Genomic DNA, 22,732 nt, shown 5'->3' with positions numbered 1-22,732 from the left:
GTAGCTCAGCCGGCCGCCTGCGGCACGGGTGCCGGCACCGCCGCATCCGCGACGATCCGCCCGTCCACCACCTCCACGATGCGGTCGCAGCGCCGGGCGAGGCGCGGGTCGTGCGTCACGATCAGGAAGGTGGTGCCGCGCATCCGGTTGAACTCGCGCATCAGGTCGAAGGCGGCATCGGCCGATGCCGTGTCGAGGTTCCCGGTCGGCTCGTCCGCCAGCACCAGCGCCGGGTCCATCGCCAGGGCACGGGCGATCGCGACGCGCTGCTGCTGCCCGCCCGAGAGCCGCCCGACCGGGTTGTCGCGCCAGGGCGCGAGGCCGACCCGCCCCAGCAATGCCTCCGCTACCCCGCGCATCGCCGCATCCGGCCAGCCGCGGTCCAGCAGCAGCGGCATCATCACGTTCTCCGCGGCGCTGAAGGCCCCGATCAGGTGGTGGTGCTGGAAGACGAAGCCGATGCTGCGGCCGCGCAGCCGCGTCAGCGTCGCGTCGTCCAACTCGGCCGTGTCCTCGCCCTCGATCAGCAGCCGGCCCGCGGTCGGCCGGTCCAACAGGCCGATCAGGTTCAGCAGCGTGCTCTTGCCGCTGCCGCTCGGGCCGACCAGGGCGCAGAACTCGCCGCGCCGCAGCGTCAGGTCGATCCCGTGCAGCACCTCCACCTCGTTCGGCTGGCCGAGGTTGAAGGCCTTCCGCACGCCCGCCAGCGCCAGGACCGCCGGGACCTGAACCGGCGGCTCAGCCACGGATCGCCACCACCGGGTCGAGCCGCGCCGCCCGCACCGCCGGCGCCACGGCGGCCAGCACGCCCGTCAGCATCGCCAGCAGCGAGGCCGCGACGAAGAGCACAGGGCCGAGCACGAGGGGGAAGAGCTCGCTGCCATCCGCCTGCCGCGCCAGGCCGTGCCAGGCGATCACCGTCCCCGCCCCGACCGCCGAGCCGGAGAGCGAGCCGAGCAGCCCGAGCACCCCGCCCTGGATCAGGAAGATCCGCAGCACCTGGCCGCGCCGCGCCCCCATGGCGCGCAGGATGCCGATCTCCCGCGAGCGCTGCACGACCGAGACGACGAGCACGCTGGCGATGCCGAGCGCGACCGAGATGCCGACGAAGATGCGGATCAGCGTATTGGTCATCTGCTGCGCGTTCACCGCGGTGAAGAATTGGATGTTGGTGGCGATCCAGCTATCGGCCCTGACGCCGGTCATGCGGTGGATCGCCTGCGCCACCCGCTCCGCTGCCCAGACGTCCTTCACCGTCAGCTCCAGGCTGGTCACGCCGCCTTCCAGCCCCAGAAGGCTCTGCGCCGTGCGCAGGGCGACATAGACGTTGCGCTCGTTCACCGCCTTGTTGCCGAAGTCGAAGAGGCCGGTGACGGTCAGCACCGCGTCGCGGCCATTGGCGGCCGAGAGGCGGATGCGCGCCCCGACCTCGAGCCCGATCAGCCGCCCGAGTTCCGTGCCGATGACGACGTCCTGGCTGGTCAGCCGCGGCGTGCCGGCCGCCATGTTGGCGGGCAGGTGGACCACCTGGAACCAGGGGTCCGGCTCCACGCCGATGACGCCGACCGACCGGCTCGCCTCTCCCCGCAGGGCGAGCGCCGAGCCGCTGGCGACCGGGGCGGCGACGCCGATCTCCGGCATGCCGCGGAGCGTGCCGAGGATCGCCTGCCACTGGTCGATGGAGCGCAGCCGCTGCGCCGGCCGCTGCACCAGCGGATCCGCCACCAGGTCCGGTCCATCGGCCCGCTGCGGCCGCGCCACCTCCTCCGGCGGCAGCAGCACGATCTGCGCTTGGGAGGTGAGGACGCGCCGGATGAAATTGGCCTGCAGCCCGGCCAGCAGGCCGGAGAGGAAGACGATGACGGCGACGCCGATGGTCACGCCGGCCAGGATGAAGCCCGTCTGCATCCGTCCCTCCCGCAGGAAGCGGAGCGCCGCGATCGCCTCGAAGGGCAGCCAGCGCTTCATGGCGTCCTTGGCCGCACCCGGGCGCCGTCCTGCAGCCCGGCGGCGAGGCTCGCGGGCAGGACCAGGTCGCCCTCCTGCAGCCCGTCCAGCACCTCGACGCCGCGGCGGCCCTGCAGGCCGAGGCGCAGCGGCCGGCGATGGACATGGCCGTCCCGCACCACGAGGGTGGCGGGACCGGGCAGCAGCGCCTCCGCCGGCAGGATCAGCGCCCCGGCACGCTCCGCCACCAGGATATCGGCCGAGACGGTCATGTCCTGGCGCATGAAGGCGGGCGGCGCCGGCACGCGCAGCCGCACCTCTACCGAGGCGCGCGTCGCATCCACGCCCGGGTTGACGTAGCCGAGCAGGGCGGGGAAGGGCCGGTCCGGATAGGCATCCGCGGCGACCGTCGCGGTCTGGCCGACCCGGACCAGGCCCAGGTTCCGCTCGTCGAGCTGGAGGACGATCTCGGTCGGCTCGGCCGGGGAGAGCAGCATCAGCACGCGGCCCGGCTGCACCGCGTCGCCCGGCTCCACGTCCCGCCGGATCAGCGTGCCGGCGACCGGCGCGGCGATGCGCGTGTAGTCGAGCCGCGTCCGGGCGACCCCGAGCGTCGCCTTCGCCTGGCGCAGCGTGGTCTCGGCCAGCCCGGTCTCCGTCCCGCCGGGGCGGTTGTTCTCCACCTGCAGCCGGGCGCCGCGCGCCACCGCCTCGGCGACGAAGAGGGCGCGCCGCGCCTCGTCGAGCTGGGCGGGGGTGGCGAAGCCGCCGGCCTGCAGCCGCTCCGTCCGGCCATAGGCCTGCCGCGCGGCGTCCAGCACCGCATCGGCCTGGCGGAGCGACTGCTCCGCGGCGGGCAGCGTCAGGTCGCGGATCTGCCGGATCCGCGCCTCGGCCTGGGACAGCGCCGCCTCGGCCTGCTCGGCCGTGGCCCGCGCCTCCCGGTCGTCGAGCTGGATGAGGAGCTGGCCGGCCGCGACGGACTGCCCGCGCTCCACCGGAATGGCGGCGACGGTGCCGGCGATCTGGGTGCCGACACTGACCCGGTGCGGGTTCTCCACCCGGCCGGTGGCGACCACGCTCTGCACCAGATGGCCGCGCAGGACCGGCATCGCCGGCACCTCCGGCCCCAGCAGGCGCGGCATGGCGAGGTAGCCGGCGCCGGCGAGCAGCAGCAGGCCGAGCAGCGCCGCGCGCCAGGGCCGCCGGTGCGGGACCGGATGCGGGGCAGGCAGGCTGGGCGGCCCGGCGGCGACGGGCACGGGCAGATGCGCCTCCGCCGCCGGGGCCTGCCCGGACCTGGGCTCCGTCTCCGGAGGCGGCTGCGCCTCGGGTGCTGGCATGCTTGCGCGACCTGACCTGTCCCGCCTTCCTTGGACCCCCTGGGTGGGCGCGTGGCCATGACCGGGGTCAAACGGCGCCCGCGCCCGGCCGTCCCGGCAGGAAACGCGGCGGGCGCACCGCCGGCGCAGCGGGGCCTGGCAGCCTTCGGGTGGCGGCGAGGGGGACGCCGTCCCCCTCGCGCTCCCCCTGCCAAGGGCTTAAGGCCCTTGGAACCCATGAGTCGGCGTCATCGCCAGTCGCTCAGGCGACCTCGACCAGCACCGCCATGCCCTGGCCGCCACCGGCGCAGGCGCCGGCGATGCCGCGCTTCAACCCGCGCCGGCGCAGTTCCAGCATCACCGAGAGCACGCAGCGCAGGCCCGTCGCCGCCAGCGGATGGCCGAAGGCAATGGCCCCGCCATTCACGTTGAAGCGGTCGTGCGGCACGCCGAGCGCGCGCCGCACGCTCTCGGCCTGCGCCCCGAAGGCCTCGTTGATCTCGAAGAGGTCCACGTCCTCCGTCCGGAGGCCGAGATGGCGCAGCAGCGCGATGGTCGCCGGCACCGGGCCGATGCCCATCACCTCCGCCGGCACGCCCGCGGCGGAGGCCGCGACCACGCGCCCGAGCGGCGCCGCGCCGCCGCCGAGGCTCGCCGCCACCCTGCCCGTCGTCACCACGACGGCCGCCGCGCCATCCACGATGGCGCTGCTGTTGCCGCCGGTCTGCACCCCGCCGAAGACCGGCTTCAGCTTCGCCAGCGCCTCGATCGGCGTCGGGCGGATATGCGTGTCCTGCGCCACCTGCGCCACCTTCCGGGGCAGGGAGAGCTTGCGCGGCTTCAGGCCCTTGCCCTCGAAGACCTGCTCGGTGACGGGCGCAATCTCCTCGGCGAAGCGGCCCGCTTCCACGGCCGCGATCGCGCGGGAGAAACTCGCCGCGGCATAGGCATCCGTCTCCTCCCGCGTCACGCCGTGCAGCCGCGCCAGGTTCTCCGCCGTGCCGCCCATCGCCGTGGCGCAGCCGGTGTCGTAGAGCGCCTCCCACAGGAAATCCTTGAACTCCACCTGCCCCAACGCGAAGCCGCCGCGGGAGGTGTAGGAGGCGACCGGGGCGCGGCTCATGCTCTCCGTGCCGACGCAGAGCGCCGCCTCCACCTGGCCGGCGCTGGTCGCGCGCGCGCCTTGCGCGATCGCCTCGAATCCCGTGGTGCAGAGCCGCTGCACGCCATGCGCCGGCCGGTCGTCCGGCATCCCGGCATAGAGCCCGATATGGCGGGCAAAGAAGAGCGCGTCGAAGCTCGCCTGGGTGCAGTTGCCGGCGATGGTGGTGCCGATCCGTGCCGGGTCGATCCCGGCCCGCGCGATCGCCGCCCGCGCCGCATGGATGCCGAGATCGGTCGGCGAGACCAGGGCCAGCGCGCCGTTGTAGTCGACGAAGGGCGTGCGCGCGCCGGCGACCAGCGTCGCATCGGCGAAGCGCTCGACGATCGCGCCCTCGGCATAACGGGTCCAGTCGGGGGCTTCGGCAGTGAGCGCGACGTTCATGGCGTCATGACCTCCGGATCTGTATTGTCGTAGAGCCGCGCGAGCGCCGCCGCCCGCCGCGCCTGGACCGCCCGCAGCTTGCGCGGGCCCCTGTCCGTCACCTCCCCCCGCATCGGGGAAAGGCGGCTCGAGCAGCAGCATCGCATGGGCGACGCTGCGGGAGGAGCCTCCGCCCGCCGCGGCCGCGCGAGCAGCGGCGCATGCGCCTGCGCGGTCATCGGACCCTCCATGCCGGCGCCGGCTGCGGACGCCTTGTGTCATGAAACATAATGCAGGATCATGCGGCAAGGACCGAAATGACCCGCCGATGCCTGCAAAATGTTGCAGCTTCGCCGGGCATTGGCCATGCTGCGGCACGCCCCGGGACAGGGGCGGTGGGGGAGGCAAACACAATGCGCGACCGGGGCAGTCTGATCACCCGCCAGAACCTGGGCGGGCTCGTGCCGGGTGGCCTGGCCGCGCTCGCCCCATCGGCCTCGGCGCAGGACGGCGCGCTCCGCCTAGGCCTGAGGCTGCCCTTCTCCGGCACCTGTGCCGCACTCGGCGAGAACATCGCCGCCACGGTCGATCTGCACCTGGCCGCGCGCTGATGACGAGCCCCCGCCTGCTGATCCTGGACGAGGCGACGGAGGGCCTCGCGCCGATCGTGCGCGACGGCATCTGGGCGGTGCTCCGCACGGTGCGGGAGGCGGGCGTCGCGGTGATCGTGGTGGACAAGACTGTCGCGGCGATCCTGTCGCTGATCGACCGTGCGGAGATCCTGGTGAAGGGCGTGGTCGCCTGGCGCGGCCCTCCCGACGCTCTGCGTGCGGAGGAAGGGACGATGCATCGGTTGCTCGGCGTGTAACTCAGGCCGGTCCAGGGGTCGCTTGACCCCTGGTGGGGGTGGCTTGGAGGGGGCAAAGCCCCCTCCAATCGGGAGGCGAAGATGAGCGTAACGCAGGACGGCAACGCGGTCTCCTGGCTGCTGGACCGCCACGTCGCCGAGGGCCGCGGCGCGCGGGCGGCCTTCCTCGACCCGCATCGCAGCCTGACCTACGCGGCCCTGGCCGAGGCAAGCGCGCGCTTCGCCGGCGCGCTCTCCGCCGCCGGCATCGGGCGGGAGCGGCGGATGCTGATGCTCATGCTCGACACCGTGGATTTTCCCGTGGCCTTCCTGGGCGCCATGCGGGCGGGCGTGGTGCCGGTGCCGGTGAACACGCTGCTGACCCCGGAACAGGTGGCCTATATGCTGGCCGACAGCCGGGCGGAGGTGCTGTGCGTCTCGGCGCCGTGCTTCGCCGCGCTGCGCGATGTCGTCGCCGCCGCGCCCGATCTGCGGCTGGTGCTGGTGGCGGGGCTGGACGGCGCGCCGCAGACGGGCCTGCCGGCCGGCGCGCGCGACTTCGCCGGCTTCGTTGCCGCGGGTCCCGCCGCGCCGCGGCCGGTGCCGGCGAGCCCCGACGAGGTGGCCTTCTGGCTCTATTCTTCCGGCTCCACCGGCGCGCCGAAGGGCGCGAAGCATGTCCATGGCAGCCTGCGCGCGACGGCCGAGACCTATGCCTCTGACGTGCTCGGCATCCGCGCCGGGGACCTGGTCTATTCCGCGGCCAAGCTGTTCTTCGCCTATGGCCTGGGCAATGCGCTGACCTTCCCGATGTCGGTCGGCGCCACCGCGGTGCTGCTGCCGGACCGGCCGACGCCCGATGCGGTGATCGGCGTGATGCGGGACCGGCAGCCGACGATCTTCTGCGGCGTGCCGACGCTCTATGCCGCCATGCTGGCGAGCCCGGCGCTCGGTCGCGGGGCGGGGTCGGAGCGCCTGCGCCTCTGCATCTCGGCCGGGGAGGCGCTGCCGGAGCATGTCGGCCTGCGCTGGGAGGAGGTGGTCGGCGCCGCGATCCTTGACGGGATCGGCAGCACGGAGATGCTGCACATCTTCCTGAGTAACCGGCCCGACCTGCTGCGTTACGGCACCAGCGGCGTGGCGGTGCCGGGCTATGAGTTGCGGATCGTGGACGAGCATGAGCGGGAGGTGGCGCCTGGCGAGATCGGCGAGCTGCTGGTCCGCGGCCCCTCCGCCGCCGAGGGCTACTGGAACCAGCGGGAGAAGTCCCGCCGCACCTTCCTGGGCGAATGGACGCGCACCGGCGACAAATACGTGCGGGAGGCGGACGGCTTCTACCGCTACCAGGGCCGCGCCGACGACATGTTCAAGGTCAGCGGCATCTGGGTCTCTCCCTTCGAGGTGGAGGCGGCGCTGATGACCCATCCGGCGGTGCAGGAGGCGGCGGTGGTGGGGCGCGAGGATGCCGACGGGCTGGTGAAGCCCATGGCCTTCCTGGTGCTGAAGCCGGGCGTCGCGGCCGATACGGCGCTGCTGGAGGCGATGAAGGAGACGGTGAAGGCCCGGGCCGGCGCCTGGAAATACCCGCGCTGGGTGGAGGTGGTGGAGGAATTGCCGAAGACCGCGACCGGCAAGATCCAGCGCTTCCGGCTGCGGGCGGCGCTGGGATGACGCCGGGCGAGATCCTGCTGGCGGAGGGACGGCTGGAGACGGGCTGGTGGGGGCCGGGGCCGGAGGCGGCGCCGACCATCGTGCTGCTGCATGAGGGGCTGGGCAGCCTCGGCCTCTGGCGCGACTTCCCGGCGCGGCTGCAGGCGGCGACGGGCTGCGGCGTCTTCGCCTTCTCCCGCTTCGGCTATGGCGGCTCCGACCCGGTGCCGCTGCCGCGGCCGCTGGACTACATGCAGCGGGAGGCGCGGGAGGTGCTGCCGCAGGTGCTGGACACCATCGGGCTTCGCCGCGGCCTGCTGCTGGGGCATTCCGATGGCGGCTCCATCGCCGCCATCCATGCCGGCTCCGTCCAGGATTTCCGCGTGCAGGGGCTGGTGCTGCTGGCGCCGCATTTCTTCACCGAGACCGCCGGGCTGGCGGCGATCGCCGAGGCGCGACGGCGCTACGAGGAGGGCGACCTGCGTGCCCGCCTCGCGCGCCACCACCGCGACGTGGACGTCGCCTTCCGCGGCTGGAACGGCGCCTGGCTGGATCCCGGCTTCCCCGCCGCCTTCGACCTGCTGCCGGACATCGCGCATATCCGCGTGCCGGTCCTGGCGATCCAGGGCGAGGCCGACCCCTACGGCACCGCGGCGCAACTGCAGGTGCTGGAGCGCGAGGCCTATTGCCCCGTGGAGGTGCTGCTGCTGCCCGGCATCGGCCACACGCCGCAGGCCGAGGCGCCGGAGGCCGTGCTGGCGGCGGTGCGGGAATTTTCGGACCGGCTCTTCCGCCCCGCCGAATAGGAACAATATTGCATGTCGGCTTGCCGTGCGACGGCGAAATGCATTATAAATCATAACCCAAGGACGACGCCCCGGGAGGACGCCGCATGCCCGAGATCGATTTCCGCACCGAGCCTGCGCTCTACCGGCACTGGCGCCTCGAGTTCCATGGCCCGGTCGCGCATCTCGTCATGGATGTCGATGCCAATGCCAGGCTGTTCGAAGGCTATGAGCTGAAGCTCAATTCCTACGACCTGGGCGTCGATATTGAGCTGGCCGATGCCATCCAGCGGCTGCGCTTCGAGCATCCCGAAGTGGGCGCGGTCGTGCTGCGCTCGGGCAAGGACAACGTCTTCTGCGCCGGCGCGAATATCCGCATGCTCGGCAAGGCCAGCCACGGCCACAAGGTGAATTTCTGCAAATTCACCAACGAGACGCGCTGCGCCATCGAGGACGCGACGGAGCATTCCCGGCAGACCTGGCTCTGCGCGGTGAACGGCCCGGCGGCCGGCGGCGGCTATGAACTGGCTGTCGCCTGCGAGCACATCATGCTGATCGACGACCGCCGCTCCTCGGTCGCGTTGCCGGAGACGCCGCTGCTGGCGGTGCTGCCCGGCACCGGCGGGCTGACGCGCGTGACCGACAAGCGCCGCGTGCGGCGCGACCTGGCGGATGTCTTCTGCTCGGTCGAGGAAGGCGTGCGCGGGAAGCGCGCGGTGGAGTGGCGGCTGGTGGACGAGGTGGTGCCGCCCTCCGCCTGGGAGAGGCGCGTCGCCGAGCGCGCCGCCGAGCTCGCCGCCCGCAGCGACCGGCCGCGCGACGCGCGCGGCGTGGCGATGACGCCGCTCGAGCGCAGCCGCGACGGCGACACCATCCGCTGGAGCACGGTGACCGCGGAGCTCGACCGCGCCGGCCGCCGCGCCACCATCACCGTCCATGGCCCGGCATCCGCGCCACCGGCGACGCTGGAAGCCGCGAAGGACGCCGGCTTCTGGCCCCTGCGCATGGCGCGGGAACTGGACGATGCCATCCTGCACCTCCGGCTGAACGAGCCGGAGCTCGGCCTCTGGCTGCTGAAGACCGAGGGCGATGCGGCGCAGGTGCTGGCGCATGATGCCTTCCTCGAGACGCACGCGACGGATTGGTTCATCCGCGAGGTGCGGCTCTACCTGAAGCGCCTGTTCAAGCGGGTGGACGTGACCAGCCGCAGCCTCGTCGCGCTGCTCGAGCCCGGAAGCTGCTTCGCCGGCACCCTGGCGGAGCTGGCCTTCGCCGCCGACCGCGGCATCATGCTGATCGGCACCCGCGGCGGCGACAACCGGCCGCCGGCGAGGCTGACGCTCTCGCCATTGAACTTCGGCGCCTATCCCATGGCGAACGGCCTGACCCGGCTGCAGGCGCGCTTCTACGGCGAGCCCGAGAGCGTCGGCACGGCACAGGCGAGGATCGGCGAGGCGATCGAGGCGGAAGAGGCCGAAGCGCTCGGCCTGGTCACGATCGCCTATGACGAGACCGACTGGGACGACGAGGTGCGCATCCTGCTGGAGGAGCGCGCCAGCTTCTCGCCCGACGCGCTGACGGGGATGGAGGCCAATCTCCGTTTCGTCGGGCCGGAGACGATGGAGACCCGCATCTTCGGCCGCCTCACCGCCTGGCAGAACTGGATCTTCCAGCGATCGAACTCGGTCGGGGAGACCGGGGCGTTGAAGCTCTACGGCACCGGCATCCAGCCCACTTTCGACCGCGCCCGCGTCTAGAGGAGACGACCAGATGCCCGACGGCATGAACGTCAACTATGACGGCCTGATCCCGAACAACGTGGACCTCAACGCCGATGCGCGCGTGCGCAAGGCGCTGGAAACCTGGCATCCCGGCTATATCGACTGGTGGAAGGACATGGGGCCGGAGGGCTTCCAGGAGAGCCTGGTGTACCTCCGCACCGCCATCTCCGTGGACCCGAAGGGCTGGGCGAAGTTCGACTACGTCCGGATGCCCGAATACAAATGGGGCATCCTGCTGGCGCCCGCCGTGCCCGATCGGAAGATCGGCTTCGGCCAGCACAAGGGCGAGCCTGCCTGGCAGGAGGTGCCGGGCGAGTACCGCGGCATGCTCCGCCGCCTGATGGTGATCCAGGGCGATACCGAGCCGGCCTCGGTCGAGCAGCAGCGCTTCCTCGGCAAGACCGCGCCCAGCCTCTACGACATGCGCAACCTGTTCCAGGTGAATGTCGAGGAAGGCCGGCACCTCTGGGCCATGGTCTACCTGCTGCAGAAATACATGGGCAAGGACGGGCGCGAGGAGGCGGAGGAGCTGCTCCGCCGCCGCAGCGGGAACGAGGACAGCCCGCGCATGCTCGGCGCCTTCAACGAGGAGACGCCGGACTGGGTGAGCTTCTTCATGTTCACCTTCTTCACCGACCGCGACGGCAAGATGCAGCTCGAGGCGCTGGCGCAGTCGGGCTTCGACCCGCTGTCGCGCACCTGCCGCTTCATGCTGACCGAGGAAGCGCACCACATGTTCGTCGGCGAGACCGGCGTGCAGCGCATCGTGGAACGCACCTGCCAGGCGATGAAGGAGGCCGGCATCGGCGACCCCTACGACGTGGAGCGCATCCGCGTCCTCGGTGTGGTCGACCTGCCGGCGCTGCAGCGCAAGCTGAACCTGCACTTCACCCTGACGCTCGACCTCTTCGGCAGCGAGGTCTCCACCAACGCGGCGAATGCCTACAATGCCGGCCTCAAGGGCCGCTACCGCGAGGACAAGATCGACGACGACCACCGCCTGCTGGACGCGACCTATCCGGTGCTGCGCTGCAAGGACGGCGCGATCGTGAACGAGGCGGTCCCGGCGCTCTCGGCACTGAACATGCGGCTGCGCGACGACTACGTGCAGGACTGCCAGGGCGGCGTCGGCCGCTGGAACAAGGTGATCGAGAAGGCCGGCATCGACTTCCGCCTGACCCTGCCGCATGTCGCCTTCAACCGGAAGATCGGCGAGTTCTCCGGCATCCATGCCGATCCCGAGGGGCGGGTGATCGATGCGGCGACCTGGGCGGCGAACCGCGACCGCTGGCTGCCCTCCGCCGACGACAAGCTCTACATCACCGGGCTGATGACGCCGGTGGACAAGGCGGGCGCCTATGCCTCCTGGATCGCGCCGCCCAAGGTCGGCATCGACAACAAGCCGGGCGACTTCGAATACGTGAAGCTCTGGAACTCGTAAGGGGCACATCATGGACGGCTCGCAGGCGACGGCGGGGCTGAAGCAGCACCTCATCGACCCGGAGATCTGCATCCGCTGCAACACCTGCGAGGCGACCTGCCCCATCGGCGCCATCACGCATGACGACAACAACTACGTCGTCGATGCCGGCACCTGCAACCACTGCATGGATTGCGTCTCGCCCTGCCCGACGGGCGCGATCGACAACTGGTTCCAGGTGGGCGCACCCTTCAGCATCGAAGAGCAGTTCTCCTGGCAGGAACTGCCGCCCCGGCCGGCGCTGGCCGAGCCGGCGGTCGACGCGCTGGACGAGGAAGCCGCCGCGCTGCTCGCCGATGCCCATAAGGGCGCGGGCGGCGCGGCGCGTGCCCCGGCCTCGGCCAGCAAGCCGCGGGTGAACCTGTTCAACCGCGCCGGTCCCGCGACGGCGAAGGTGACGGGCAATATCCGCGTCACCAAGGCCGGCACGGGCAGCGACGTGCACCACATCATCCTCGATTTCGGCACCGTGCCCTTCCCGGTGCTGGAGGGACAGAGCATCGGCATCGTCCCGTCCGGCACCGATGCCAACGGCCGGCCGCATGCCATGCGGCTCTACTCCATCTGCAGCGCGCGCGACGGGGAGCGGCCGAACACCAACAACCTGGCGCTGACCGTCAAGCGCGTGGCGGAACCTCAGCCGGACGGCTCGGTCTTCCGTGGCATCGCCAGCAACTACCTCTGTGACCTGGCGCTCGGCGACACGGTCGAGGTCATCGGTCCCTTCGGCGCCACCTTCCTGATGCCGGACGACCCGGAGGCGGACATCCTGATGCTCTGCACCGGCACCGGCGCCGCGCCCTTCCGCGCCTTCACCGAGCGGCGCCGGCGGCTCGGCACCCAGGGCCGCGGCCGGCTGCACCTGTTCTTCGGGGCGCGCACGCCGCAGGAACTGCCCTATTTCGGCCCGCTGCAGAAGGTGCCGGCCGCCGTGCTCTCGCAACACCTGGTCTTCAGCCGGCTGCCCGAGGCGCCGAAGGAATACGTGCAGGACCGGCTGCGCGCGCAGGCCGAGGAAGTGGCCGCGCTGCTGCGCAAGCCCACCACCCATATCTATGTCTGCGGGCTGCGCGGCCTCGAGACCGGCGTGGAGGAGGCCTTCGCCGCCATCGGGCGGGAGCATGGGATCGACTGGCACGCGCTGCGCGCCGGCATGCGCGAGCAGGGACGCTACCATGTCGAGACCTACTGAGCCGCCCGATCGCCGAAGGGCGGAGGCGGAGCCGAGTACCGCAGGCGTGAATCGGACGGCCCATGGCGTGCCTTTCGTCCATAGCCGTCGTATCCTCTGGGGCGAGACGGATGCGGCGCGCATTGCCTATACCGCGCGCTTCCTCGACTTCGCCATGGAGGCGCTGGAACGCTGGTTCCAGGAGCGGCTGGGCTGCGGCTGGTACGAGATGAATGTCGACCTCGGCATCGGCACGCCCTTCGTGCATGCCTCGATGGATTTCCGGAGCCCGGTGACGCCGCGCGACGTGCTGGACAGCGAAGTGCGGCTGGTGAACCGCGGCCGTTCCTCGCTGCGCTTCGCGGTCACCGGCCGAATCGGCGAGCGCCTAGTCTACGAGGCGGTGCTGGCCTGCGTCTTCGTGGAGGCGGCGGCCATGAAGCCCGTCCCGGCGCCGGAGCGGTTCGCGGCGGCGCTGGCGGCGGAAGACGCGCTGGGGGCGTGCCAGACCCAGGCCGGTCCAGGGGGCGCCTGACCCCCGGCAGGGATGCCCCTCCTTCGCTATCCCGCCTCCGCCAAGGTCACGCCCGGCAGCGCCAGCAGCGCCCGCAGGCTCTCCTCCACTGTCCGGCCGCTGGTGTCCACGGTGAAGTCCGCCTTGGCATAGAGCGCCTCGCGGCTCGCCAGGATGGCGCGCAGGTCGTCCATGGCCCGCTTGTTGTCGCGCATGGGCCGCAGGTCGCCCTGGTCCTGCACCCGGCGCATGTGCTCCTCCGGGCTCGCCCGCAGCCAGACCGTCGCGCAGGTGTCGAGCAGGAACTCGAAGGTCTCCGCCTCCGCCACGATGCCGCCGCCGGCCGCGATCACTGCCGGCGTGCCTTCCCGCACCAGGCGCTGCAGGGCCGCCCGTTCCAGGCGGCGGAAGCCGTCCTGGCCCTGGCTGGCAAAGATGTCGGAGAGTTCCATGCGGCCCTCCCGCTCCACCTCCCGGTCCAGCTCGACGAAACCGATGCCGAGCTTCTGCGCCAGCAGCCGCCCGAGCGTGGACTTGCCGGCACCGCGCAACCCGATCAGCGCGACGCGCCGGCCGCGCGACTGCGCCTCCTGCCGGCCGAAGCGCGCCTGCAGCAGCGCGCGGGCCTCGGCCAGGCGGGATTCCGGCAGTTGCGCCACCACCTGCTCCAGCAGCAGGCGCTCGACGCTGCGCTCCGGCCGCTCCGCGACCAGCTCCTCGGCGCCGATGCCCAGCGCCCGGGCGATCCGCCGCAGCAGCAGGACGGAGATGTTGCCCGTGCCGGATTCGAGCTGCGCGATGTAGCGCTCGCTGACCGCGCTGCGGCGGGAGAGGTCGCGGCGCGTCACGCCGCGGCGGGCGCGGGCCGTGCGCAGGCGCTGGCCGATGGCCTGCAGGAAGGGCGCGTCGCCCGGTTCGCTATGCGCCCGCTCCGGCGGGGCGCGGTCCTCAGGGTCCATGCGGCCAGACTAGGCCAGCGCCGCCCGGCGCGGGAGGCGCTGTCTCGCTTTTCCGGCGCCGGCCGCGTTCAGCCCGGCGCGGGGCGCCGCAGCAGCGCGTCGGCGATCAGCACCGCGACGCCGCAGACGATGGCGGCGTCGGCCACATTGAAGACGTACCAGCTCCAGCCCCAGGCATGGGCATGGATGAAGTCGACCACCGCGCCGAAGCGCAGCCGGTCGATGACATTGCCGATGGCGCCGCCGATGACGGCGCCGAGGGCCACGGCGACCGGCCGCGTCTCCGCCCGCGCCAGCCAGCGCAGCAGGAAGGCGGCGATGGCGGCGGCGAGCAGCGCCAGCAGGACATGGTTCAGCGGCCCCTCGCCCGAGAGCAGGCCGAAGGTCACGCCGCGGTTCCAGACCATGGTGAGGTCGAGGCCGAGCGGCCCCGCGGCCAGCAGCGGGACGCTCCGCAGCTCCGGCAGGCGGAGGCCCTCCAGGATCCACCACTTGCTCGCCTGGTCGGCGGCGAGCAGCAGGAGGGCGGCGAGCAGGCCGAGGCGGAGGCCGCCGCGGACCGGGGCCGCGGCGGTGGTCGTCGCGCTCAAGGCGTCAGGCTCCCCGGGCCTCGACCACCGCCTCGCAGCGGCGGCAGAGCGTCGGGTGCTTCTTCGAGAAGCCGACCTCCGGCAGGACGCGCCAGCAGCGGTCGCATTTGGCGCCGGGGGCGACCTCCACCGTCTCGCCGGTCTCGGCCGCGCGCGCGACCTCGGCCTGGGAGACGATCAGCACCTCCTCCCATTCGGCGGGTGAGAGCACGTCGGCGGCGTCGCCCTCGGCAAAGCGCAGCAGCGCCTTCGCCTGCAGCGAGGAGCCGATGGTGCCGGCGCGGCGCTTCTCCTCGATGTCGCCGGTGACGCTGCGGCGGAACTGCCGGATGGCGGCCCAGCGCGCCGCCAGCGCCTCGTCCTTCCAGCCCTCCGGCACCAGCGGGAAGTCGGTCAGGTGGACGCTCCCTTCCTCGTCCGCGAAGCGGGCCAGCCAGGCTTCCTCCGCGGTGAAGACCAGCACCGGCGCCAGCCAGGCGCAGAGGCAGCGGTGCAGCACGTCCAGCACCGTCCGCGCGCTGCGCCGCCGGTGGCTGTCCGGCGCATCGCAGTAGAGCGCGTCCTTGCGGATGTCGAAGTAGAAGGCCGAGAGGTCCGTCGAGCAGAAGTTGTGGATCTCCGGCACCACGCCGGTCCAGTCGAAGCGCGTCGGGCTGTCCGGGTCGGCCGCGGCGCAGACCTTGGCGTTCAGCTCCGTCAGCCGGTGCAGCACCCAGCGCTCCAGCTCCGGCAGCTCGGCATAGGGGACGATCTCCGCCTCCTCGAAGCCGGCGAGGTTGCCGAGCAGCCAGCGCAGCGTGTTGCGGATGCGCCGATAGAGCTCCGCCTGCTGCTTCAGGATCTCCGGCCCGATGCGCAGGTCGTCCGAGGTGTCGGAGTTCATCACCCAGAGCCGCAGGATATCGGCGCCGTACTGCTTCAGCACATCCTGCGGGGCGGTGGTATTGCCCAGCGACTTCGACATCTTGCGGCCCTGCTCGTCGAGCACGAAGCCATGCGTCAGGACCGACTTAAAGGGCGCGACGCCCCTGGTCCCGACGCTCTCGAGCAGCGAGGAATGGAACCAGCCGCGATGCTGGTCGGAGCCCTCGAGGTAGAGGTCGGCCGGGAAGGGCAGGCTGTGGTCGGGCAGGACGAAGGAATGGGTGCTCCCGCTCTCGAACCACACGTCGACGATGTCCATGACCTGCTCGTAGTCGGCAGGGTTGCGTCCCTCGCCCCCGCCGGCGGAGCCGGCATCACCATTCAGGAAGCGGGAAGCGGCGCCCGGCTGGTACCAGGCATCCGCGCCTTCCACCGTGAAGGCATCGACGATGCGCTGCATGACGGCGGGGTCGCGCAGCACCTCGCCGGTCGCCTTCTCGACGAAGACGGCGATGGGCACGCCCCAGGCGCGCTGGCGGCTGATGCACCAGTCCGGCCGTGCCGCGACCATGCTGCCGATGCGGTTGCGGCCCTGGTCGGGGACGAAATAGGTCGCGTCGATCGCGGCCAGCGCCTTCTCCCGGATGCGGTTGCCGTCGTCCATGGCGATGAACCATTGCGGTGTCGCGCGGAAGATCACCGGCTTCTTCGACCGCCAGCTATGCGGGTAGCTGTGCGTCAGCTTCGCCTTCGCCACCAGCGTGCCGGCCGCCGCGCAGGCGGCGTAGATGGCGTCATGCGCCTTGAAGACATGCAGGCCGGTGAAGCCGGCCGCCTGCCGGGTGAAGGTGCCGTCGTCGCCCACCGTCTCCGGCACCGGCAGGCCATGCGCGCGGCCGAGGTTGAAGTCGTCCTCGCCATGGCTCGGCGCGATGTGGACGAAGCCCGTGCCGGCCTCGGTCGTCACGAAATCGCCGGGCAGCAGCGGCACCGGGAAGTCGTAGCCGCCGACCACCTTCTCGTCGACGCCCGCCGCCTTCAGCCGCGCCTGCGCCAGCACGGCGCTGTCGACCCCGAGCGCCGCGGTAAAATTCGCCGTCGCCATCGGATGCGCCGCGACCGCGCCGGCCAGCTCCGCGCCCTTCAGCACGCGCCGGACGGTATGCGCGCCGAGCTTCGCGTCCTTCTCGAATTGCGGCAGCAGCGGCAGGGCGACCAGCAGCCGCTCGCCCGGGACCAGGTGGCTGCCCTCGGCCACCCCCTCGACATGCACCAGCGCGTAGTCGATCTCCTCGCCATAGGCGATGGCGCGGTTGGCGGGGATGGTCCAGGGCGTCGTGGTCCAGATCACGACCGAGGCGCCGACCAGGTCCTCCGCCGCCGCCTGCCGGACGCGGAAGCGCGCCCAGAGCGTCGGCGAGACATGGTCGTGGTACTCGATCTCGGCCTCGGCCAGCGCGGTCTTCTCGACCGGGCTCCACATGACGGGCCGCAGGCCGCGATAGAGCGAGCCGTTCATCAGGAACTTGCCGATTTCCCGCACGATCGCGGCCTCGCTCGGCAGGTCCATGGTGGCGTAGCGCCCGGCCCAGTCGCCGAGGACGCCGAGGCGCTGGAACTCCTCCCGCTGCACGCCCAGCCAGTGCTCGGCATAGGCGCGGCACTCCGCGCGGAACTCCAGCACCGGGACGTCGTCCTTGTTGCGGCCGCCCTGGTACTTGCCCTTGGGATTCCGGTACTCCTCCTCGATCTTCCACTCGATCGGCAGGCCGTGGCAGTCCCAGCCCGGGACGTAGTCGGCATCGCGGCCGGCCATCTGCGCGGCGCGGTTGATCACGTCCTTCAGGATCTTGTTCAGCGCGTGGCCGATATGCAGCGGGCCGTTTGCATAGGGCGGGCCGTCATGCAGGACGAACGTCTCCCGCCCCTTCGACTGCTCGCGCAGCCTCTCCCAGAGCCGGATGCGCTGCCAGCGCTCGAGCCATTGCGGCTCCCGCTTCGGCAGGTCGCCGCGCATGGGGAAGGGGGTCTCGGGCAGGAAGACGGTGCCGCGGTAGTCGCGGGCGGGGGCTTCGGCGGGTGCGTCGTTCATGGCTTGGATTCCTGGCCGCGGCGGCCTGGCGCCGGCGGAGCGGTGGATGCGCGCGGAGAGGTCCCGGCCCCGGCCTGGCGGGAAGACCGCCTCAGGCGAGGACCGGGCCAGGAATTCGGCCGCTGCCGCTGCGATGCGCCCAACGCTGCATGGGAGGCTTATGGGGAGCGCGGCGGGGCCGGGTCAAGCCGCGCGAGGGCTGGCCGCCGCGCCGGCGGGCCAAGCAGCGCGCCCTCGCACCGGCCGCGCGCCGCCGGCTCCTCCGCCGCGCCCGCCAGCAGGGCGCAGAGCAGCGGGGCGCGCAGGTCCCAGCGCTGGCCCGCGGCAGGCGGCGCGCCGGCGGCGATGCGGAGCGGTCCGCCGAGCGCCGCCGCGGCGGCGAGCGACGGCGCCGGCTCCTCGGCCGCGCGCAAGGCGGTCTCCCCGGCCGGGCCGAGGCCGATGGCGACCAGCAGGCCGGCCCCGGTCTCCGCCTGCAGGGCCTGCAGGGCCGCCCGCAGCGCCGGCCCGGCATCGGCGGGCGGCAGCGCGGCGACGGGCGAGAGGCCCGGCACGCCGGCGCGGGCGGCGTGCGGGTCGAGTTCCAGCACCGCGGCCTCGGCGGCCAGCAGCGCCTCGACCAGCCGCAGGCGGAGCGGCGTGGGCGCGGGGCCGTCCGGCAGCAGGACGACGGCCGCATCGCCCGGCTGCCAGCCGGCGGGCAGGCTGAGCAGGGCAGGGAAGGGGACATCCGCGCCCGGCGGCTGGAGCCAGAGCGGCTCCCACCACGCGACCTCCCCGGCCCGGGCGCCGGGCGCGAGGAGCAGAAGCAGGGCCAGCAGGGCGGCGCGGAGCGGCGGGGTGGGCATGGGCGCGGCTCTCCCTCGGGCGGATTGGGTCCGAGGGTGAGGCAAACGAAGTGGTTACGACAGTGCCGTGGCGCACAGGGAGGGCGCCGTGCCTGGGCGAAAGCGCAGGGGCGCGATCGTGACCGCCATCGGCAGGCCGGGCTCCACCGGGCCGGGATCGGTCAGGCCGTCGCGCCCTCCGCCGCGATCCGGTCCAGCACCGCCACCGTCCCGTCCGGCAGCACGAGCGAGGCGGCGGCAAGGTTCTCCCGCAGATGCGCCACCGAGGAAGTGCCGGGGATCAGCAGGATATTGGGCGAGCGGCGCAGCAGCCAGGCGAGCGCGACCTGCATGGGCGTGGCGCCCAGGCGGCCCGCCACCTCCGACAGGGCCGAGGATTGCAGCGGGCTGAAGCCGCCGAGCGGGAAGAAGGGGACATAGGGGATGCCGGCGCGGGCGAGGTCGTCGATCAGCGCATCGTCGCCGCGATGCGCGAGGTTGTAGTGGTTCTGCACGCAGGCGATGTCGCAGAGCCGGCGGCCCTCGGCCACCTGCGCCGGCGTGACGTTGCTGAGGCCGATATGGCGGACCAGGCCCTGCCGCTGCAGTTCGGCCAGCACGGTGAGCGGTGCCTCGATCGAGCCCTCGGCCGGCCCATGGACGTCGAACATGATGCGCAGGTTGACCACCTCCAGCACCTCGAGGCCGAGGTGGCGCAGGTTGTCATGCACCGCCCGGGTCAACTCCTCCCGCGAGAAGGCCGGGAGCCAGGCGCCCGTCCCGTCCCGCCGGGCGCCGACCTTGGTGACGAGGGTGAGGTTGGCGGGATAGGGCGCCAGCGCCTCCCGGATGAGCTGGTTGGTGACGTGCGGGCCGTAGAAGTCGCTGGTGTCGATGTGGTCGACGCCGCTGGCGACCGCCTCGCGCAGCACGGCAAGCGCCGCGTCGTGGTCCCGGGGCGGCCCGAACACGCCGGGGCCGGCAAGCTGCATGGCGCCGTAGCCGAGCCGCGTCATGCGGCGGCTGCCAAGGCGAAAGGTCCCGGCCTGATGGATGCTGGTCATGGGGGCTCTCCTTCGTGGTGCCCCCTGGCTACGTCCTGTTGCGCTGCGCGATAACAGGGTACAATCCGCACACCCTGTGCGAGATGGCGAACAATGCGGGCCGATCTCGGCGACCTCCAGGCCTTCCTCGCCGTGGCGCGCGCCGGGGGCTTCCGCGAGGGCGCGCGGGTGGCCGGCACCAGCGCCTCGGGCCTCAGCGAGGCGGTGCGCCGGCTGGAGGCCAGGCTCGGCGTCAGGCTGCTGCATCGCACCACCCGCAGCGTCCGGCCGACCGAGGCGGGTGCGCGCCTGCTGGAGCGGCTCGGCCCGGCGCTGGGCGAGGTGGACGCCGCGCTGGACGTGGTCAACGGCTTCCGCGACCGGCCGGCGGGCACGCTGCGGCTCAATGTCCCGGTCAGCGCGGCGCGCCTGGTGCTGCCCCGCATCGTGCCGCCCTTCCTCGCGGCCTTTCCCGACATCCGGATGGAGGTCATCGCCGAGGACAGCTTCGTGGACGTCCTGGCCGCCGGCTGCGACGCCGGCATCCGCTACGACGAGCGGCTGGAGGCGGACATGATCGCGCTGCCGATCGGGCCCCGCATCCAGCGCTTCGCCACGGCCGCCTCCCCGGCCTATCTCCGCCGGCATGGCAAGCCGCAGCATCCCCGGGACCTGCTCGGCCATGCCTGCCTCGGCGGCCGCTTCGCCAGCGGCACTATGATCGCATGGGAGTTCGAGCGGGAGGGCGAGGTCGTGCGGGTCGACCCCAGGGGGCCGCTGCTCGTCAGTCTCGGCGCGGCGACCGATCTCGCCGTGGACGCCGCCATCGCCGGCACCGGCATCATCACCCTCTTCGAGGACTGGCTGCGCCCACACCTCGACAGCGGTGCGCTGGAGGCTGTCCTCGAGCCCTGGTGGCCGTCCTTCTCCGGACCTTTCCTGTATTATCCTGGGCGTCGCCTGGTGCCCGCCCCGCTCCGGGCCTTCATCGACTTCATCAGGGCTTCGGCCGGATGACCGCCGCAGGCCGGGCGTCCGGATCGGACTCGGCGCGGCATTGAGCGCGGCTCAGTCCCGCCAGGGATGCGCCGCCCAGAGCTTCTCGTAATGCGCCCGCAGCGCCACCAGTTCGGCGCGGAACTCGTCCGGGCCCAGCAGCCGGAGCGGCAGGGCAAGCTGGGTCGCCACCGCCTGCCATTCCGGGTCCGCCGCCGCCTGGCGCGCGGCCTCGACCAGCCGCTCCAGCACCGGCCGCGGCAGGCCGGCCGGGGCGGCGAGGCCGCGCATCGAGCCCTCGACCACGTCGAAGCCCTGCTCGCGGAAGGTGGGCACGTCGGGCATCACCGGCCAGCGCGCGGTGCCCATCTGGCCGATGGGCCGGAACAGCCCCTGCCGGTAGTCGCCGATCGCCTCGCCCATATTGGTCACCGCCAGCTCGATCTGCTTCGACAGCGTCGCGGTGCGCACCGGCGCGCCGCCGGCGAAGGGGATGTGCAGGAACTTCGTCCCCGTCACCCGCTCCAGCGCCAGCACGGCGAGGTGGTCGTCCGAGCCGATGCCGGAGGTGCCGTAGGCGATCTGCCCCGGGCGCTTCTTCGCCTCCGCCACCAGGTCGGCGACGCTGCGGATCGGGCTGTCGGGCAGCACCCAGATGGCGCCGGGGTCGTCCACGATGTTCAGGACGGGGGCGAAGTCGTCGAGGCGGAAGCGCGCCTGCGGCCGCTCGATCGGGATGGTGACGATGGTGGGCGTATTGATGAAGCCGATGGTGTATCCGTCGGGCCTGGTGCGGGCGAGCTCGGTGAAGCCGATCTCGCCGGAGGCGCCGGGGCGGTTCACCACCGCGATCGGCTGGCCGAGGTAGCGCTCCATGATCTTGGCCAGCGGCCGCGCCGCGACATCGGTGCCGCCGCCGGCCGGGAAGGCCAGCACCATGGTCAGCGGCCGGTCGGGAAAGCCTCCCCCGCTGCCCTGGGCCAGGGCGGGCGCGGCCGGGGGTGCGGCCGCCAGCGCGGCCAGCAGGGTACGACGATGCATGGCGGATCCTCCCGTCCGGCGCGCTCTGGCGCGCTCGTGCTTCGGCGGCGATCGGACCATGCGGCCGCGGCCTTGGCAACCGCGGCCGGCGGCTCAGCGCAGCTTCGCACCGAGCCAGTCGTCCACCAGCCGTGCCGTCTGGACGTTGTTGAGCTCCGACGGGATGCCGTGGCCATTGCCATGAATGCCCCGCGCCTCGAGCCGGATGTGCTCGACCGCGACGCCCGCCTGCGCCAGGTAGCGCGCGGTGCAATGGTCATAGGGCGCGTGGTAGGAGGCCTCGCCGGTGATGATCGCGACCGGGATGCCGCGCAGGTTGGGCAGGCTGCGCGGCGGGCCGGACTGCAGCCAGCAGGGGACGAGGTTCGGTGCCTCCGGCTCCGCCTGCCGCTCCACCGCCAACTGCGCCGGGTCGGTGACGGGCGGGTCGTAGGTCAGGCGGATATCGGCCGGACCCCAGGGGCGGGCGCGGCCGGTGGCGTTGACCTGGTTCTCGAAGGGTGGGCCGGAGGGCTCGATGGCGACGATCCCCTTGACGAGATTCGGCCGCGCATCCGCCAGCAGCCAGCCGAAGGGGCCGGCCTGGGAATGCGTCACCAGGATCGCCGGCCCGATCCGGTCGAGCAGCGCGGCGCCGGCCTGCTGCACGAGGTCCTGGGTCTCGTGATTGCTGGCGAGGTAGGGGACGCTGCGGGCGAAGCCGGCATCGAAGACCGGGTTGCCCTTGCGGCCGCGGTCCGGGCCTTCGCCGGGATACTGCGTGTGCAGCTTCGCCTGCGGCCAGGTGCCGGCCTCCCGCGCATTGGTGTTGTTGCGCTCGGTCCCCGCGACGGTGGCGGCGATCTGCCTGCCTTGAAGCGCCGCCTGGTAGGCGGACCGGCCGCGCGCAGGCTGGTCCGTGATGTAGACGATGTAGCCCATGTCGACGAAGAGATGCGCCCAGCCCTTGCGGCCGTCCGGCGTCTGCATCCAGGTCGTGCCGGTGGAACTGGCGCCGTGGAAGAGGACGAGCGGGTAGGGATGCTTCACCTCGCGTGGGGCCCAGACCTCGACATAGATCTGGCCCAGCATGACCTCGCGCCCCGGCTCCCCGGCATAGCGGCCGCCCACGTAGAAATAGCCCTGACGCGCGACGTTGCTCTCGACAGCGGGGACGGAGGACGGGAGGGTCGCGGGCGGCGGGTTGCCCTGCGCCGCGGCGCACAACGGGCTGGCGAGCAGCGCGGCCAAGGCGGCCGCCAGCCCGGTGCGGATGGGGTGCATCGTTTCCTCCTTGTCTCGTTGGGGCAAGCCTAGCG

At 72.4% G+C, this 22,732-nt stretch carries 20 protein-coding genes; 9 read left to right on the top strand and 11 right to left on the bottom strand.

What is annotated here, in order from left to right; translation table 11 throughout:
- Positions 1 to 5 precede the first annotated feature (5 nt).
- The 4 genes from Q7A36_RS07210 to Q7A36_RS07195 form a co-directional block, all read right to left on the bottom strand.
- The gene (locus Q7A36_RS07210) at positions 6 to 746 is read right to left on the bottom strand and encodes an ABC transporter ATP-binding protein (RefSeq protein ID WP_305102989.1); all 741 of its coding nucleotides are present in this window, start codon (positions 744 to 746) and stop codon (positions 6 to 8) included.
- Positions 739 to 1,968, bottom strand: coding sequence for an ABC transporter permease (locus Q7A36_RS07205; protein WP_305102988.1), 1,230 nt, complete (start codon positions 1,966 to 1,968; stop codon positions 739 to 741). Before Q7A36_RS07205 ends, Q7A36_RS07210 begins: the two co-directional genes overlap by 8 nt.
- On the bottom strand, positions 1,965 to 3,290 hold the full coding sequence (locus Q7A36_RS07200) for an efflux RND transporter periplasmic adaptor subunit (RefSeq protein ID WP_305102987.1): 1,326 nt from the start codon (positions 3,288 to 3,290) through the stop codon (positions 1,965 to 1,967). Before Q7A36_RS07200 ends, Q7A36_RS07205 begins: the two co-directional genes overlap by 4 nt.
- A 241-nt stretch (positions 3,291 to 3,531) precedes the next feature.
- Positions 3,532 to 4,815: a thiolase family protein gene (locus tag Q7A36_RS07195; RefSeq protein WP_305102986.1), complete on the bottom strand. Its 1,284-nt coding sequence runs from the start codon at positions 4,813 to 4,815 to the stop codon at positions 3,532 to 3,534.
- A 392-nt stretch (positions 4,816 to 5,207) separates the two neighbouring features.
- Here Q7A36_RS07195 and Q7A36_RS07190 point away from each other — a divergent pair, with 392 nt between their 5' ends.
- From Q7A36_RS07190 to Q7A36_RS07155, 8 genes are all read left to right on the top strand, one after another.
- Complete coding sequence (locus tag Q7A36_RS07190; RefSeq protein WP_305102985.1) at positions 5,208 to 5,405, top strand: hypothetical protein; 198 nt, start codon at positions 5,208 to 5,210, stop codon at positions 5,403 to 5,405.
- A complete protein-coding gene (locus Q7A36_RS07185) occupies positions 5,405 to 5,662 on the top strand; it encodes an ATP-binding cassette domain-containing protein (RefSeq protein WP_305102984.1) in 258 nt (85 codons plus the stop codon). The genes Q7A36_RS07190 and Q7A36_RS07185 overlap by 1 nt, the downstream gene beginning before the upstream one ends.
- Positions 5,663 to 5,743: 81 nt before the next feature.
- Positions 5,744 to 7,312, top strand: a complete 1,569-nt coding sequence (locus Q7A36_RS07180) for a benzoate-CoA ligase family protein (RefSeq protein ID WP_305102983.1) — start codon at positions 5,744 to 5,746, stop codon at positions 7,310 to 7,312.
- Positions 7,309 to 8,097 carry an alpha/beta fold hydrolase gene (locus Q7A36_RS07175; RefSeq protein WP_305102982.1) on the top strand — a complete coding sequence of 263 codons (789 nt, stop codon included), beginning with the start codon at positions 7,309 to 7,311 and terminating at the stop codon, positions 8,095 to 8,097. Before Q7A36_RS07180 ends, Q7A36_RS07175 begins: the two co-directional genes overlap by 4 nt.
- Positions 8,098 to 8,183: 86 nt before the next feature.
- Positions 8,184 to 9,833 carry a 2,3-epoxybenzoyl-CoA dihydrolase gene (boxC, locus tag Q7A36_RS07170; protein WP_305102981.1) on the top strand — a complete coding sequence of 550 codons (1,650 nt, stop codon included), beginning with the start codon at positions 8,184 to 8,186 and terminating at the stop codon, positions 9,831 to 9,833.
- 13 nt (positions 9,834 to 9,846) lie between these two features.
- Complete coding sequence (gene boxB / locus Q7A36_RS07165; protein WP_305102980.1) at positions 9,847 to 11,298, top strand: benzoyl-CoA 2,3-epoxidase subunit BoxB; 1,452 nt, start codon at positions 9,847 to 9,849, stop codon at positions 11,296 to 11,298.
- Between the two features lie 10 nt (positions 11,299 to 11,308).
- Positions 11,309 to 12,529 carry a benzoyl-CoA 2,3-epoxidase subunit BoxA gene (gene boxA / locus Q7A36_RS07160; protein WP_305102979.1) on the top strand — a complete coding sequence of 407 codons (1,221 nt, stop codon included), beginning with the start codon at positions 11,309 to 11,311 and terminating at the stop codon, positions 12,527 to 12,529.
- 67 nt (positions 12,530 to 12,596) lie between these two features.
- A complete protein-coding gene (locus Q7A36_RS07155; protein ID WP_305102978.1) occupies positions 12,597 to 13,043 on the top strand; it encodes an acyl-CoA thioesterase in 447 nt (148 codons plus the stop codon).
- Between the two features lie 26 nt (positions 13,044 to 13,069).
- Here the strand turns inward: Q7A36_RS07155 and Q7A36_RS07150 are convergent, their stop codons facing one another.
- From Q7A36_RS07150 to Q7A36_RS07130, 5 genes are all read right to left on the bottom strand, one after another.
- Positions 13,070 to 13,981, bottom strand: a complete 912-nt coding sequence (locus Q7A36_RS07150; RefSeq protein ID WP_305102977.1) for a helix-turn-helix transcriptional regulator — start codon at positions 13,979 to 13,981, stop codon at positions 13,070 to 13,072.
- Between the two features lie 68 nt (positions 13,982 to 14,049).
- Positions 14,050 to 14,571: a signal peptidase II gene (gene lspA / locus Q7A36_RS07145; protein ID WP_370655639.1), complete on the bottom strand. Its 522-nt coding sequence runs from the start codon at positions 14,569 to 14,571 to the stop codon at positions 14,050 to 14,052.
- 4 nt (positions 14,572 to 14,575) lie between these two features.
- A complete protein-coding gene (gene ileS / locus Q7A36_RS07140) occupies positions 14,576 to 17,527 on the bottom strand; it encodes an isoleucine--tRNA ligase (protein WP_305102976.1) in 2,952 nt (983 codons plus the stop codon).
- A gap of 158 nt (positions 17,528 to 17,685) precedes the next feature.
- Positions 17,686 to 18,375: a hypothetical protein gene (locus Q7A36_RS07135; protein ID WP_305102975.1), complete on the bottom strand. Its 690-nt coding sequence runs from the start codon at positions 18,373 to 18,375 to the stop codon at positions 17,686 to 17,688.
- Between the two features lie 161 nt (positions 18,376 to 18,536).
- Entirely contained in the window at positions 18,537 to 19,418 is an 882-nt protein-coding gene (locus Q7A36_RS07130) for an aldo/keto reductase family oxidoreductase (RefSeq protein ID WP_305102974.1), read from the bottom strand.
- A 93-nt stretch (positions 19,419 to 19,511) separates the two neighbouring features.
- On the opposite strand from Q7A36_RS07130, the gene Q7A36_RS07125 reads away from it, so the two are divergent.
- Positions 19,512 to 20,414 (top strand): LysR family transcriptional regulator, encoded by a 903-nt coding sequence (locus Q7A36_RS07125; protein ID WP_305102973.1) that lies wholly within the window; start codon positions 19,512 to 19,514, stop codon positions 20,412 to 20,414.
- A gap of 51 nt (positions 20,415 to 20,465) precedes the next feature.
- On the opposite strand, the gene Q7A36_RS07120 is transcribed toward Q7A36_RS07125, so the two are convergent.
- Entirely contained in the window at positions 20,466 to 21,434 is a 969-nt protein-coding gene (locus tag Q7A36_RS07120) for a tripartite tricarboxylate transporter substrate binding protein (RefSeq protein ID WP_305102972.1), read from the bottom strand.
- Positions 21,435 to 21,527: 93 nt separating this feature from the next.
- The gene (locus Q7A36_RS07115; protein WP_305102971.1) at positions 21,528 to 22,697 is read right to left on the bottom strand and encodes an alpha/beta hydrolase; all 1,170 of its coding nucleotides are present in this window, start codon (positions 22,695 to 22,697) and stop codon (positions 21,528 to 21,530) included.
- Between the last annotated feature and the right edge of the window lie 35 nt (positions 22,698 to 22,732).

Source organism: Paracraurococcus lichenis (assembly GCF_030657435.1).
Lineage (GTDB): Bacteria > Pseudomonadota > Alphaproteobacteria > Acetobacterales > Acetobacteraceae > Paracraurococcus > Paracraurococcus lichenis.
This window is presented reverse-complemented; position numbering and strand designations above follow the sequence as displayed.